We start from the raw sequence: 14,128 nt of genomic DNA on the forward strand, positions 1-14,128 counted from the left end.
GTTTCTTGCCGGATGTCGTTAAGTTGCTGCCTTTGTAAAATTTTATTTTATAAATCGCAGTCAAATTGGTTTGGTTGTGTTATCTGTTATGCCGGATTCGATTCGGCTTTTATAGATTTAAGAAAGTGTAATTTGTTTGGTTAAATATGCTATTGCATATGGAATACCCCCTTTGAAGGGGGTATTTAAAAGAGTATTAATTGGCTGTTTATAAGGTAACTGGGGTGGTTTCTTCTGTGACTTCTTCGTTGCTTTCAGCCACAGTGCGAATTTCAATCAAAATACCAAAAGCCGGGTGGTCAATATAGTGCAGTTGGCCGCTTCGCATACGGCGCTCATGTTGTAAATGAGCGGCCCGCATCACATATACCGGTTGCTCAGCTGGGGCATCTAAGGTTATGGGCTCCTGATCTCCTGCTGCGTTTGAGAAGTTATGCCTATTCGGATTGGAAGCAATAAGCCCTTCATTCGGGGTGGGGAAAGAAATTGTCTCCTCGGAGGGTGCTGGAGCAGCCTTGGGTCGATGAGGCAGGCGGATACCCTCCGCAGATGCGGGAGCAGAGAAATCATTGAGCCAAAGGTTTGTGCTCAGGTGCAAATAGCGTGAGACGCTCAGGGTAACTGACCCTTCCAGTTGGCTGTGTCCTGAAAAGGTTTCGCCACCATCAATCAGGATTGCTGGTGACTTATGTTTTTGCTCCAAAACTTGGTGCCAAGCTTTGTGGAATAAAATGCGATCCCCGCCTCTCACTAGAGCTGCCGCCTTAGTATCCAGCTTGGTGTCTACGGGAGAGAGGAGTAAGTGGAGGGGGGGAGCTTGGTCAGTATTGTGATCGCCGAACTCGCTGACTGCAAAGCTGACAGGCTCTTCGTCCAATGCTGTATCTTCTTGGGGGAGCTCTGTGGATTCAGGGAATGCGGTTGCGACAGGGGATTCTGCTTTTTCCTCCCGGGGTGCAGGGGTGTCAAAGTCCACCCAGCGAGCAGGGTAGGTGAGGCTCGGCTCCGCAGGCCAGGTTTCATTGGTTTGTGCCATACCTTGGGGGCGTTCGAACACGATCATCTCGATTTCGAAAGTATTGCCGGCGTAGTTCGCCGCCTGTGAGGCCGTGGCGGAGAGTGCTAGGGCAAGTGTAGAGCAGAGGTGCACTATCTTTTTTATGGTCATTGGGTTACCACTTTCTTCCATCTGTCCTGTCTATCGTCAGAGCAGGGTGAGTATTTCGCGGCCAGCTATATAGGCCGGGATTGTGGCAGGGGGTGGCCCCCCTGTCGATCGATCAGGTCACTAGCTGCCGGATACTATCACTGGGCTAAGCGCTCCAGCACTTCGCTTATTTCCTGTAGCTTGCGGTCGGCGCCCTCTTCATCGAGGCTGAAGTTCAGCTGGTTGGCGCCGGCCAGCTGGTAGCGTCCAGGCTGTGTCTGCACCAATTTCACCAGGGTGAGGGGGTCTACTTGGGTATTTTCGGCAAACTCGATGCGACCTCGGGCGGCGGAGGCTTCCAATTTACGAATGCCCATTTTATCGGCCTTCAGTTTTATTTCGGTGGTGCGGAACAGGTGTTTGACCGGTTCTGGCAGTAGACCAAAGCGGTCGATCATCTCCACCTGTAACTCCTTCAGTTGTTGGCGATCAACGGCATTGGCGATACGTTTGTACATCATTAGACGGCCATGGACATCCGGCAAGTAGTCCTCTGGAATCAGCGCCGGTACCCGCAGATTGACATCTACAGCCGGGGACTCCAGGGGGTCGTCGATATTGGGAGTGCGCCCCTCGCGAATGGCTTTTACCGCGCGGTCGAGCATCTCCATATACAGGTTGAAGCCGACACTCTGGATTTGCCCGCTCTGTTCCTCACCAAGTAACTCGCCGGCGCCACGGATTTCCAGATCGTGGGTGGCCAGGGTGAATCCAGCCCCAAGATCCTGGGCTTCACTGATTGCTTCCAGTCGCTTGACTGCGTCGCCAGTCATTGAGCGTTTGTTGGGGGTCAGCAAGTAGGCATAGGCTTGGTGGTGGGATCGCCCCACACGACCACGCAGCTGGTGCAGCTGGGCCAGGCCAAATTTGTCTGCGCGTTCGATCAGTATTGTGTTGGCAGTTGGGACGTCGATACCGGTTTCGATAATGGTGGTACACACCAGTACGTTAAAGCGCTTGTGGTAAAAGTCACTCATGACCTGCTCCAGTTCGCGCTCACGCATCTGACCGTGACCGATACCGATGCGGGCCTCGGGAATCAGCTCCTGTAATTCTCGGGCGATACGCTCAATGCTTTTCACTTCATTGTGCAGGAAATACACCTGGCCGCCACGGAGGATCTCCCGCAGTATGGCCTCCTTCACCAGTGCATCGTCGCGCTCGCGCACGAAAGTTTTTACAGAGAGGCGTCGCGCCGGCGGCGTGGCGATGACTGATAGATCGCGAATGCCGGTCATTGCCATATTTAAAGTGCGCGGGATCGGTGTGGCGGTTAGGTTGAGGATATCCACTTCGGCGCGCAGGCTCTTGAGGCGCTCTTTCTGGCGTACCCCAAAGCGGTGTTCTTCGTCGATAATCAGCAGTCCGAGATTCTTAAAGTCCAGGTCGCTCTGTAGAAGCTTATGGGTACCGACAAGGATATCCACTTTGCCACTGGCTACCTTCTCTTTCACGCTGTCCACTTCTTTGCCTGAACGGAAGCGGGAGATCACTTCAATATTGATGGGCCAGTCGGCGAAGCGATCCTGGAAAGACTGGAAATGTTGCTGCGCTAACAGTGTGGTGGGTACCAGCATGGCCACTTGCTTGCCGGCATGGGCGGCGACAAAGGCCGCACGCATAGCGACTTCGGTTTTACCAAAGCCCACATCGCCACACACCAGTCGGTCCATGGGCTTTTTCGACTGCATGTCGCCAATCACGGCTTCAATGGCCTGCTGCTGGTCTGGTGTTTCCTCGAAGGGGAAGCCGGCTGAAAATTCTCTATAAGCCAGCTTAGGGTCGGCAAAAGCATGACCTACACGGGCTTCACGACGCGCATAGATATCCAGGAGTTCGGCAGCGGCATCACGAACTTTTTCGGCGGCTTTGCGCTTGGCTTTCTGCCACTGTTCGCTGCCCATTTTATGCAGTGGAGCCAGGGCTTCATCGGCACCGGAGTAACGGCTGATCAGGTGCAGGCTGGCTACGGGAACATAGAGCTTGGCTTCATTGGCGTATTCCAGAGTCAAGAACTCGGCAGGTTGTCCATCGATTTCCAGGTGTTGCAGGCCGCGGTAGCGTCCCACTCCTTGATCGATATGCACTACCGGGGCGCCGATACGCAATTCCGCCAGGTTTTTGACTGCATTGTCTGCATCATCTTTGGCTTTTTTGCGGCGGCGCTGTTGTAGCACCCGCTCGCCAAATAACTGCGGTTCCGCGATCAGGTTGACGGCTGGATCGGTCAGTAACAGGCCCTGATCCAGGGGCGCTACGGTGATCCCAATGGATTCACTGCTTTGGAGGAATTCTTCCCAGCTGGCATAGGTTGGGGGAGTCAGGCGAATACCTTTTAAAAGCTCCAGCAATGCCTCGCGGCGCCCACCGCTTTCGGCACAGAAGAGCACTCGTCCCGAGTACTCTATCAGGTAACTTTCCAGGGCGGCCATTGGCTGCTCGGCCTTGCCGTCTACTGGCAGGGTTGGAGGCACTTGGGTGGCAAAGTTGTAATTGCCCCGGGCATCGGGCAGCGTCTCTGCAGAGAAGATGGCCCTTGGCATCGATTTGAGCGCGCCATTGAATTCATTGATATCCAGCAGAATCTGGCGTGGTTGAAGAATTGGGCGGGTCAGATCGCCACGGCGGCTCTCATAGCGGTTGCTGACCTCGCGCCAAAAGCTATCAACAGGTGCTTGCACATTTCCCTGGATAAAAGCCTGGCTGTTCTTGGGAAGGTAGTCGAACAGGCTCGCGCAATTGTTATCGAAAAATAGTGGTAGGTAGTATTCGATACCCGCTGGGGCAATTCCTGCACTGATATCCTGGTAGATGGGCACAAGACTGGGGTCCACCTGGAATTGTTCATGCCAGTTCTGCAGAAAGCCGGAAAGACCGGCCTTGTGCATTGGGAACTCTCTCGCGGGCAGCAGGTGAATGGTTTCCACCTTATTCACTGTGCGTTGGGTTTCCGGGTCAAAGGTGCGCAGGGATTCAATTTCATCGTCGAATAGATCGATGCGATAGGGCAGTGGACTGCCCATAGGGAAAATATCCATGAGTGAGCCGCGCACGGCAAACTCACCATGTTCATAGACGGTATCTACACAGTGATAGCCTGCCTGCTCTAACAGGCGACGCTGGATATCAATATCAAATTGTTGCCCCTCATTGAGGATCAGCGCATTGCCGGCTACGTAATCACTGGGTGGCAAGCGATGCATTAGAGTGCTTACAGGCACTATAACGATGCCGCTCCCCATTTGCGGCAGGCGGTAGAGGGTGGCCAGGCGGTCCGAGATAATATCCTGGTGCGGGGAGAAGGTATCGTAGGGGAGAATTTCCCAGTCTGGAAAATGAAAGATCTCAAAGTCGCCCTCTGAGGCTGCATCTCTCCGCGCTTTGTTAAAAAATTTCAGCTGTACCTCTAAGCGGTGCGCTTCGAGGCTGTCACGAGTGATCAGCAGTGTGGGGGATTGACTGTTGCGAGCAGCATTCAGAATGGCGAGTGCGGCCGCTGCGCCGTGAAGTTGCCCCCAGAATTGCCGGTCGGTGGTGCTGTGAAATTTGGGGGGAGTCAGGGGCTGTATATCGGTCATCGTTCCTTAAATATCCGCGCTTTCATTTGCTGTAGTGCCAGGGGCGGCTATTGTAGCCGCGATCGGATCGGGCTGCAGTCTATGATATCTGTGCCTGTGGTTTCGATCTCAAACGGCTGCAATTTTTAGGGGGTTGCGTATCGCGAGGGCTTGTGACAACAAAAAGGTAGTTTTACTACATTTTTTTGGTTTTTTTTTGCGCAGTTGCGTAGCAGCGGGTGAATACTGATAATGCGCAGCCATACGGCCCCGAGTGGTTTGTGGGCCGTGATTTCCTGCCTATTAAACACATTGCAGAGGTGTCCGATAGTGACTCAGAAGCGACCGAAGCCCGCGGACTTTTTCAAGGACTGGAAACAGCGTGAAGCACTGGCTGAATCCATGATCCCGATGATTGGAAAGCTCAACCGTGAGAGCAACGTCGGTATTTATATGTACGGCCGCAACCTGGTTAATCGCTCAGTGCTGAGCATTATGAAAGCGCACCGTTTCGTGCGTCAGGTTGAGGAAAATGAACTCTCCGAGTTTGAAACCTTCCCTGTATTGGAAGCCATCTGCAAGATGGAGCTGGGTCCCGTACATATCGACCTGGGAACCATGACCAACAAGTACATGCGCGACGATCGCGGCTTGTCTGTGGATGAGTTTGTACGTGAAGAGCTGTCCGACGCAGCGGGTGCCGGCAAGCCTCTGCCTGAATCCAAAGATGTTGTGATCTACGGTTTTGGCCGTATCGGCCGTCTGGTTGCCCGCCTGCTGATCGACAAGGCCGGTAGTGGTGACGTTCTGCGTCTGCGCGCTATCGTACTGCGCAAGGGTAAGGCCCCCAACGATCTGGTGAAGCGCGCTTCTCTGCTGCGTCGCGACTCCGTACATGGCGCCTTCCAGGGCACTATCCGTGTAGACGAGGAGACCAACTCCCTGATCTGTAACGGTAACGAAATCAAGATTATCTACGCCAACTCCCCGCAGGAAGTGGATTACACCCAGCACGGTATCAACGATGCGATTATCGTTGACAGTACCGGTGTATGGCGCGATGAAGAAGGCCTGAGCCAGCACCTGCAGAGCCCCGGCGCCTCCAAAGTGCTTCTGACTGCACCGGGCAAGGGCGATATCAAGAATATCGTTTACGGTATCAACAGTAGCGACATCAAGCCGGAAGACAAGGTGCTGTCTGCCGCTTCCTGTACCACTAACGCCATCGTGCCTGTGCTGAAGGCGATGATGGACGGTTACGGCGTTGAGCACGGCCACGTAGAAACTGTACACGCCTACACCAATGACCAGAACCTGATCGACAACTATCACAAAGGTGAGCGTCGCGGTCGCGCAGCAGCGCTGAATATGGTTCTGACTGAAACTGGTGCCGCCAAGGCGGTTGCCAAAGCGCTGCCCGAGCTGAAAGGTAAGCTCACCGGTAACGCAATTCGCGTTCCAACCCCTAATGTTTCCATGGCGATCCTGAACCTGAATCTGGGTAAAGAGACCACCAAGGAAGAGCTGAACGAATATATGCGCGATGTGGCACTGCACTCGCCACTGCGTCAGCAGATCGATTTCACCAACTCCCCGGAAGTGGTATCCAGCGATTTTGTTGGCTCCCGCGTTGCCTGCGTATTCGATTCCACTGCGACTATCGTGGATGGTAAGAACGCAGTGCTCTACTGCTGGTACGACAACGAGTTCGGTTATAGCTGTCAAGTGGTTCGCTGCTTGGAAGATATGGCTGGCGTTCGTTATGAGTTGTTCCCTAAGAAAGACTAAGGCGTCAGCTTAAAGTCTGCAGGTCGGCTCTTTGGGCTGACCATGAGGGTGGGGCGGCAGTCACAGCCGTCCGCCCACATCTTTCCAAATCCCTGTTTTTTCAGTAGAAATTTCCCTTCTTAGTGCCACTTTGGACGCTTCCAGACTGGTAAAGCTTTTGCCCCATCTTTATAATGCGCGCGATTTTGCGGGGCGGCCGTGCGCCGAGAAGTTAGCGCGCACAACCTTTAGTTAGCTTCCTTCCGCCCGGTCTACGGGTGAAACGGCATAAGCCCTCGCAGCACAGAATTCCACAGTATGGCTCGCCAGTCCGGGATTGACTGTTTTTCAGTTTGAACCTGGGCGGGTGGGCTTTATTGCAATTTTATAAACTAGAAACTTAGGCATAGGCGTATGAGAAAGATCCGTCGGGGATTGGACTTACCCATATCCGGCGCGCCCGAGCAGGTCATCCACAAAGGACCTGCGATCAAGACCGTTGCTGTTCTCGGCCCCGATTATCACGGGATGAAGCCGACAATGGCAGTGGCTGTAGGGGATCGCGTCAATCTTGGTCAGCTACTGTTCAGTGACAAAAAAACCGAAGGCGTGCGCTACACCGCGCCGGCCGCCGGTCGTGTTGTTGCTATCAATCGCGGTGCCCGCCGTGTTCTGCAATCCGTTGTGATTGGCATAGACGGCGATGCAGCAGAACAGTTCCAGAGCTATAGCGCAGATAAGCTATCTGGTCTGACGCGCGAACAGGTCGTTGAGAACCTGGTTGAATCCGGTATGTGGACCGCACTGCGTACCCGCCCGTTCAGCCGCGTGCCCGCTTTGGATGCTAAACCGGAAGCGGTGTTTATCAATGCGATGGACACCAATCCTCTGGCTGCCAACCCAGAAGTGGTCATTGCCGAGAACCCCAAAGCCTTCTCTCAGGGCGTTGAGATTCTTTCCAAGCTGGCGGAAACCACTTACGTCTGTACCGCTCCTGATGCAGATATCCCCGTACCGAGCGCTGCGAATATTCGCCGCGAAGCTTTTGCCGGCCCCCACCCGGCTGGCCTGTCCGGTACCCATATCCATTACTTGAACCCGGTTTCCGGTTCTCGCAGTGTATTTACCATTAATTACCAGGATGTGATCGCCGTAGGCAAACTGTTTACCACCGGTAAACTGTTCACCGATCGCGTTGTTTCCCTGGCCGGCCCTCAAGTTAAGCAGCCCCGACTTGTGCGCACTCGTCTCGGCGCCAGCCTGGAAACTTTGACTTCCGGTGAGTTGAAAGGTGATAACGACCGCGTTATTTCCGGCTCCGTATTTGGCGGCAGCACTGCTGAAGGTCCTTTGGGTTACCTGGGTCGTTACCATAATCAGGTATCTGTGCTGGAAGAGGGTGGTGAGCGTCCTTTCCTGCACTATCTGCGTGCCGGTAACAAGCGCTTCTCCGTTTTCCCGATTTACCTTTCGCGCCTGTTCAAGAACAGACTGTTCAACTTCACCACCAGTACTAACGGTTCCGAGCGTGCCATGGTACCGGTCGGCACTTATGAGAAGGTCATGCCGCTGGACGTACTGCCGACCCAGCTACTGCGCTCCCTGATCGTGGGTGATACCGCTATGGCCCAGAAACTGGGTGCTCTGGAGTTGGATGAGGAAGATCTGGCACTGTGCACCTTTGTGTGTCCGGGCAAGTACGAATACGGCCCCATTTTGCGGGACAACCTGACCCGTATTGAGAAGGAGGGGTAAGTATGTTGCGTAAATTCCTCGATTCCATCGAACCGAAATTCCACAAAGGCGGCAAGTTCGAAAAGTTCTATGCCCTCTTTGAGGCCATTGATACTGGCTTGTTCCAGCCGGCTGATAAAACCAAAACCACCTCTCATGTGCGCGATGGTATCGACCTGAAGCGTATTATGATCACCGTGTGGGCTTGTGCGATGATCCCTGCCTTCTACGGTATGTGGAATATCGGTTTCCAGGCCAACACTATTCTGGAAGGTATGACCAATCCGGATCTGTCCGGCTGGCGTCACGCCATTATTGGTGCTCTGACCTCCTATAACCCTGCGAGCCTGTGGGACAACTTTGTCTACGGAGCCATGTACTTCCTGCCGATTTATGCGGTCACCTTTATTGTGGGTGGTATTTGGGAAGTGCTGTTCGCCGCTGTGCGCGGTCACGAAGTGAACGAAGGTTTCTTCGTAACCTCTATTCTGTTTGCCTTAACCTGTCCGCCGGATCTGCCTCTGTGGATGGTGGCAATGGGCATCAGCTTCGGTGTGGTGATCGGTAAGGAAGTGTTCGGTGGTACCGGCAAAAACTTCCTCAACCCGGCACTTACCGGTCGTGCGTTCGTATTCTTCGCCTACCCGGCAGCGATGTCTGGCGATGCAGTTTGGACTGCGGTTGACGGTTACACCGGTGCTACCGCGCTGTCTGTCATGGCCAGCGAAGGTATCCAGAACGGTATCGTGAATGCTGCGGTTGGCCAGGTAACCTGGTTCGACGCTTTCTTCGGCAAGATACATGGTTCCATCGGTGAAACTTCTACCCTGGCTATCCTGATTGCCGGTGTAATTCTGATGGGCATGAAGATCGCCAGCTGGCGCATCGTAGCCGGTACTCTGCTGGGTATGATGGCCACCGCATTTATGTTCAACATGATCGGTTCCGAAACCAACCCGATGTTCCAGGTACCCTGGTACTGGCACCTGGTGGTGGGCGGTTTTGCTTTCGGCCTGATCTTTATGACCACTGACCCGGTTTCCGCTGCTATGACCAACACTGGTCGCTGGTGGTACGGCATCCTGATCGGGGTGATGGTTGTCCTGATTCGTGTAGTGAACCCGGCCTTCCCGGAAGGCATGATGCTGGCGATCTTGTTCGCTAACCTGTTCGCTCCGCTGTTTGACCACTTTGTGGTGCAGTCCAATATCAAACGGAGGTTGGCACGTGGCTAATAAAGATTCCGTAACCGGTACTCTGATTGTCGCGCTGGTAATGTGCCTGGTGTGCTCTGTGGTGGTTTCCACTGCGGCGGTAATGCTGAAGCCTGCCCAGCAGGCGAATGCCGAGCTGGACATGAAGCGCAACGTACTGATGGCTGGTGGCCTGCTGAAGGACTCTCGCGCTAACAAAGCGGAAGTAGAGAAAGCCTTCGCCGATGTGAAGATCAAATACGTTGATCTGAACACCGGTAAGTTCACCGATGAAGCGCCGGCTGGCGGCAGCGGTCGCGCTGCTTCCAAGATTCCCTCTGCCAGTGAGAGACTGCCGGCAGACGAGGATACCGCCAAGATTATCCGTCGGGAAAACATTAAAGAGGTTTACCTGGTAGAGAAAGATGGCCAACTGGACAAGATCATTCTGCCTGTCCGTGGCTACGGACTTTGGGGTACCTTGTACGGCTTCCTCGCGCTGGAGAGCAACCTAGACACCGTAGCGGGCCTCGGCTTCTACGAGCACAAGGAAACTCCCGGACTGGGTGGCGAAGTGGACAACCCTAACTGGAAAGCCCAGTGGGTTGGTAAGCAAGTCTTCAACAAGCAAGGCGACGTAGATATCGCTGTGATCAAAGGCCAGGTTAACCCCAACAGCCCGAATGCGATTCACGAAGTAGACGGCCTGTCCGGTGCAACTCTGACCAGTAAGGGCGTTAGCAACCTGGTGAACTTCTGGCTGGGTAACCAAGGTTATGGTCCCTTCCTGAAAAACCTGAAAGCAGGGGAGGCATAAGCATGAAAATCAAAGAGACTCTGCTAGAGCCGATTTTTAACAACAACCCGATCGCACTGCAGATCCTGGGCATCTGTTCTGCACTGGCTGTAACCAGCTCGCTGCAGGTAACCCTGGTAATGTGTATCGCTCTGACCTCGGTTGTGGCCTGTTCCAACGTTGCGGTATCTCTGATCCGCAACCAGATCCCGAACAGTATCCGCATCATCGTTCAGATGACCGTGATTGCCTCATTGGTAATCCTGGTGGATCAGTTGATCAAGGCTTTGGCATACGACATCTCCAAGCAGTTGTCCGTATTCGTTGGCCTGATCATTACCAACTGTATCGTAATGGGTCGTGCGGAAGCCTTCGCTATGAAGAACCCGCCGCTGCCCAGCTTCTTCGATGGTCTCGGTAACGGTCTGGGCTACAGCGTTATCCTGATTGGTCTCGCGGTAATCCGTGAACTGTTCGGCGCTGGCAAACTGTTCGGTGTAGATATCCTGACCACCGTGAGCAACGGCGGCTGGTATATCCCCAACGGCCTGCTGTTATTGCCGCCCAGTGCATTCTTCCTGATCGGCCTGTTCATCTGGGCAATCCGCGCCTGGAAGCCTGCCCAGGTTGAGCAAGACGAGTTCAAGATTGCGCCTAATTCCCAAGCGCAGGAGGCCTAATCCATGGAACATTATATTTCTTTGATTATCCGCGCCGTTTTCGTTGAAAACATGGCGTTGGCCTTCTTCCTCGGTATGTGTACCTTCTTGGCCGTATCGAAGAAGATCGAAGCTGCGATTGGCCTGGGTGTTGCGGTTATCGTGGTACTGACTCTGACAGTACCGGTGAACAACCTGATTTACACCTACCTGCTGAAAGACGGCGCACTGGCCTGGGCCGGTTACCCCGACGTGGACCTGAGCTTCCTCGGCTTGCTGTCTTACATCGGCGTAATTGCGGCACTGGTACAGATCCTGGAGATGTTCCTGGATAAATATGTACCAGCGCTCTACAACGCCCTGGGTGTATTCCTGCCGCTGATCACCGTGAACTGCGCCATCATGGGTGCCTCCCTGTTCATGGTTGAGCGCGAATACGCGTTCGGTGAGAGTGTTGCCTACGGTTTCGGTGCCGGCCTTGGCTGGGCACTGGCGATTACTGCTCTGGCCGGTATTCGTGAAAAGCTGAAGTACAGTGACGTTCCGGATGGCCTGAAAGGTCTGGGCATCACCTTCGTAACCGTTGGTCTGATGTCCCTGGGCTTCATGTCCTTCGGCGGCATCGATATCTAAGCGGGGAAAACAATAGAATGAGTATTGAAATTATCCTCGGCGTAGCGATGTTTACCGTCATCGTACTGGCGCTGGTGGCGGTGATCCTTGCGGCCCGCTCGCGCCTGGTAAACACCGGCAACGTCAACATTTTGGTTAACGGTGAGAAGACTCTCACCGTGCCAGCCGGCGGCAAGCTGCTGCAAACCCTGGCTGCCAATAACCTGTTCCTGGCCTCCGCCTGTGGTGGCGGCGGCAGTTGTGCGCAGTGTGTGTGTAAAGTGACTGCGGGCGGTGGCGATATGTTGCCGACTGAAGCGGCTCACTTTACCCCGCGCGATGCGAAAGAAGGCAAGCGTCTTTCCTGTCAGGTTGCGGTTAAGCAGGACATGGAAATCGAAGTGCCGGAAGAGGTATTCGGAGTGAAGCAGTGGGAGTGCACTGTGGAATCCAACCCCAACGTTGCCACCTTCATTAAGGAGCTGACCTTGCGTCTGCCCGAAGGCGAAAACGTTGACTTCCGTGCTGGCGGTTACGTACAGCTGGAAGCCCCAGCTCACCACGTTAAATTTGCCGACTTCGAAGTAGAAGACCAGTACCGCGGTGACTGGGAGCACTTTGGCTTCTTCAAGCTGGAGTCCAAGGTGACCGAGCCTGTGGTTCGCGCTTACTCCATGGCTAACTACCCGGAAGAAAAAGGTGTTGTTAAGTTCAACATCCGTATTGCGACTCCGCCGCCCCGCACCGAGGGTATCCCGCCGGGTCAGATGTCTTCCTACGTGTTCAGCCTGAAGCCGGGTGACAAGATCAAGGTGTACGGACCCTTCGGTGAGTTCTTTGCCAAGGAAACCGACAACGAGATGGTGTTTATCGGTGGTGGTGCCGGTATGGCGCCGATGCGTTCACACATCTTCGACCAGCTCAAGCGTCTGAATTCCAAGCGCAAGATCAGCTTCTGGTACGGCGCGCGTTCTCTGCGCGAGATGTTCTACGAAGATGACTACAACGGTCTGGCTGCTGAGTTTGATAACTTCAAGTGGCACGTGGCCTTGTCTGATCCGCAACCAGAGGACAACTGGACGGGTTACACTGGTTTCATTCACAACGTGGTGTATGAAAACTACCTGAAGGACCACCCGGCTCCGGAAGACTGTGAGTACTACATGTGTGGACCACCCATGATGAACGCCGCAGTAATCAGCATGCTCAAAGACTTGGGCGTAGAGGATGAAAATATCCTCCTTGATGACTTCGGTGGTTAAACGGAGAGCTTAGTTTGCTAAACGCAATCAAAGCCCCGATAAAAGCAAAAACAGGGCCCGTTCTTCCGGCCCTGTTTTTGCTTTGGGCAACTGTAATTTTCACTGCCTGTACTCCGGCAGCGGAAAACTGGCAGATTAGTGGCCGCACCATGGGGACCATCTATCACATCACTGTTGTCGATGTACCGCAAAGCGTAAAGCGTAGCGAGCTGCAAGCGTTAATTGACGATGAGCTGCAGCAGGTCAACCAGGAGATGTCCACCTATATCGAGGACTCGGAGTTGATGCGTTTCAACCGCGGTCCTGTAGGTGAGGCCATCCCGGTCAGTGAGCCGTTGGTAGATATTGTGACGCTGTCCCTGGATATTTATCGACGCAGTCAGGGTGCCTTCGAGGTTACCGTTGGCCCATTGGTTAACTTGTGGGGATTTGGTCCCCAACCAGAGCCTGAGAAAATTCCTTCGGATGTGGAGATAGCCGGCCTACAAAAGGTAGTCGGCTCCGATGCACTTAAAGTGACCCGTAAACCGGATACGATCACTCGTCAGAGACCGGTAGAAATTGACCTTTCGGCTATCGCCAAGGGGCACGGCGTCGACCGGGTTGCACTGTTGCTGGAGCAGCAGGGAATTCGCAACTACTTGGTCGAAATCGGCGGTGAACTGCGTACCCTGGGTGTGAATCCAAAAGGTAAGACCTGGGTAATTGGTATTGAAGCACCTGACTCGTTCGGCCAGATGGTTCAACAGCCCATTGGTGTTAGTGGTAAGGCGGTGGCTACCAGTGGTGATTACCGGAATTACTATGAACGCGATGGAGTGCGCTATGCACACAGTATCGACCCCCGAACTGGTCGACCGTTACAGCACAAGCTGGCCTCGGTAACAGTGCTGGCAGATACCTGTGCTGAAGCAGATGGCCTTGCTACCGCTCTCAATGTACTTGGGGCTGAAGAAGGGTTGGCTTTGGCCGAACGTGAAAACCTGGCTGTTTTCATGCTGGTAAAAACTGATAAGGGTTTCGAGGAGCGCTATAGCCGCGCCTTCGCACCCTACTTAGAGAGGTCTGAGTAATGACAATATTTATCTTTGCTTTTATTGCCATGCTGTTAGTAGTCGCCGGAATGGCACTCGGCGCCATGGTGCAAAATAAGCCACTAAAAGGCTCCTGTGGAGGTCTGAATAATATCGGCATGAAGCAGGACTGCACCATTTGTGGTGGCAACGACGATGAGTGCGAAAAAGAGCAAGAGCGTAAGCGTCAGCAAAAGGTTGCCGCTGAAGACCTCGCTTACGACGCGACTAAGCGCAAGTAAGCAATCTCTCCCAAGCCCGTAATTAA

At 53.9% G+C, this 14,128-nt stretch carries 11 protein-coding genes; 9 read left to right on the plus strand and 2 right to left on the minus strand.

What is annotated here, in order from left to right; genetic code table 11:
* Positions 1-208: 208 nt before the first annotated feature.
* A complete protein-coding gene (locus ACJJI0_RS02960; RefSeq protein ID WP_444884606.1) occupies positions 209-1,168 on the minus strand; it encodes a CsiV family protein in 960 nt (319 codons plus the stop codon).
* A gap of 137 nt (positions 1,169-1,305) precedes the next feature.
* Positions 1,306-4,785 (minus strand): transcription-repair coupling factor, encoded by a 3,480-nt coding sequence (mfd, locus tag ACJJI0_RS02965; RefSeq protein ID WP_444884607.1) that lies wholly within the window; start codon positions 4,783-4,785, stop codon positions 1,306-1,308.
* 306 nt (positions 4,786-5,091) lie between these two features.
* Here mfd and ACJJI0_RS02970 point away from each other — a divergent pair, with 306 nt between their 5' ends.
* The 9 genes from ACJJI0_RS02970 to nqrM all read left to right on the plus strand — a co-directional run bounded on the left by ACJJI0_RS02970 (position 5,092) and on the right by nqrM (position 14,102).
* Positions 5,092-6,552: a glyceraldehyde-3-phosphate dehydrogenase gene (locus tag ACJJI0_RS02970; RefSeq protein WP_444885908.1), complete on the plus strand. Its 1,461-nt coding sequence runs from the start codon at positions 5,092-5,094 to the stop codon at positions 6,550-6,552.
* Positions 6,553-6,945: 393 nt separating this feature from the next.
* Complete coding sequence (locus tag ACJJI0_RS02975) at positions 6,946-8,286, plus strand: Na(+)-translocating NADH-quinone reductase subunit A (RefSeq protein WP_444884608.1); 1,341 nt, start codon at positions 6,946-6,948, stop codon at positions 8,284-8,286.
* 2 nt (positions 8,287-8,288) lie between these two features.
* Positions 8,289-9,500 (plus strand): NADH:ubiquinone reductase (Na(+)-transporting) subunit B, encoded by a 1,212-nt coding sequence (locus ACJJI0_RS02980; protein ID WP_252081954.1) that lies wholly within the window; start codon positions 8,289-8,291, stop codon positions 9,498-9,500.
* On the plus strand, positions 9,493-10,275 hold the full coding sequence (locus ACJJI0_RS02985) for a Na(+)-translocating NADH-quinone reductase subunit C (RefSeq protein ID WP_252081953.1): 783 nt from the start codon (positions 9,493-9,495) through the stop codon (positions 10,273-10,275). Before ACJJI0_RS02980 ends, ACJJI0_RS02985 begins: the two co-directional genes overlap by 8 nt.
* A 2-nt stretch (positions 10,276-10,277) precedes the next feature.
* A complete protein-coding gene (locus ACJJI0_RS02990; protein ID WP_252081952.1) occupies positions 10,278-10,934 on the plus strand; it encodes an NADH:ubiquinone reductase (Na(+)-transporting) subunit D in 657 nt (218 codons plus the stop codon).
* Between the two features lie 3 nt (positions 10,935-10,937).
* Positions 10,938-11,546, plus strand: a complete 609-nt coding sequence (nqrE, locus tag ACJJI0_RS02995) for an NADH:ubiquinone reductase (Na(+)-transporting) subunit E (RefSeq protein ID WP_020413086.1) — start codon at positions 10,938-10,940, stop codon at positions 11,544-11,546.
* Positions 11,547-11,563: 17 nt separating this feature from the next.
* Positions 11,564-12,787 carry an NADH:ubiquinone reductase (Na(+)-transporting) subunit F gene (gene nqrF, locus ACJJI0_RS03000; protein WP_252081951.1) on the plus strand — a complete coding sequence of 408 codons (1,224 nt, stop codon included), beginning with the start codon at positions 11,564-11,566 and terminating at the stop codon, positions 12,785-12,787.
* 14 nt (positions 12,788-12,801) lie between these two features.
* Positions 12,802-13,860, plus strand: coding sequence for an FAD:protein FMN transferase (locus tag ACJJI0_RS03005; protein ID WP_444884609.1), 1,059 nt, complete (start codon positions 12,802-12,804; stop codon positions 13,858-13,860).
* Positions 13,860-14,102, plus strand: coding sequence for a (Na+)-NQR maturation NqrM (nqrM, locus tag ACJJI0_RS03010; RefSeq protein ID WP_252081949.1), 243 nt, complete (start codon positions 13,860-13,862; stop codon positions 14,100-14,102). The genes ACJJI0_RS03005 and nqrM overlap by 1 nt, the downstream gene beginning before the upstream one ends.
* Positions 14,103-14,128 lie beyond the last annotated feature (26 nt).

The sequence above is a fragment of the Microbulbifer mixtoriginis (SeqCode) genome, from assembly GCF_052466695.1.

Bases quoted from the DNA above. Each gene is read 5' to 3' on its own strand.
- ACJJI0_RS02980 (WP_252081954.1), top strand. From the start codon at position 8,289: ATGTTGCGTAAATTCCTCGATTCCATCGAACCGAAATTCCACAAAGGC.
- ACJJI0_RS02960 (WP_444884606.1), bottom strand. From the start codon at position 1,168: ATGACCATAAAAAAGATAGTGCACCTCTGCTCTACACTTGCCCTAGCA.
- nqrF (WP_252081951.1), top strand. From the start codon at position 11,564: ATGAGTATTGAAATTATCCTCGGCGTAGCGATGTTTACCGTCATCGTA.
- ACJJI0_RS02975 (WP_444884608.1), top strand. From the start codon at position 6,946: ATGAGAAAGATCCGTCGGGGATTGGACTTACCCATATCCGGCGCGCCC.
- nqrM (WP_252081949.1), top strand. From the start codon at position 13,860: ATGACAATATTTATCTTTGCTTTTATTGCCATGCTGTTAGTAGTCGCC.
- nqrE (WP_020413086.1), top strand. From the start codon at position 10,938: ATGGAACATTATATTTCTTTGATTATCCGCGCCGTTTTCGTTGAAAAC.
- ACJJI0_RS02990 (WP_252081952.1), top strand. From the start codon at position 10,278: ATGAAAATCAAAGAGACTCTGCTAGAGCCGATTTTTAACAACAACCCG.
- mfd (WP_444884607.1), bottom strand. From the start codon at position 4,785: ATGACCGATATACAGCCCCTGACTCCCCCCAAATTTCACAGCACCACC.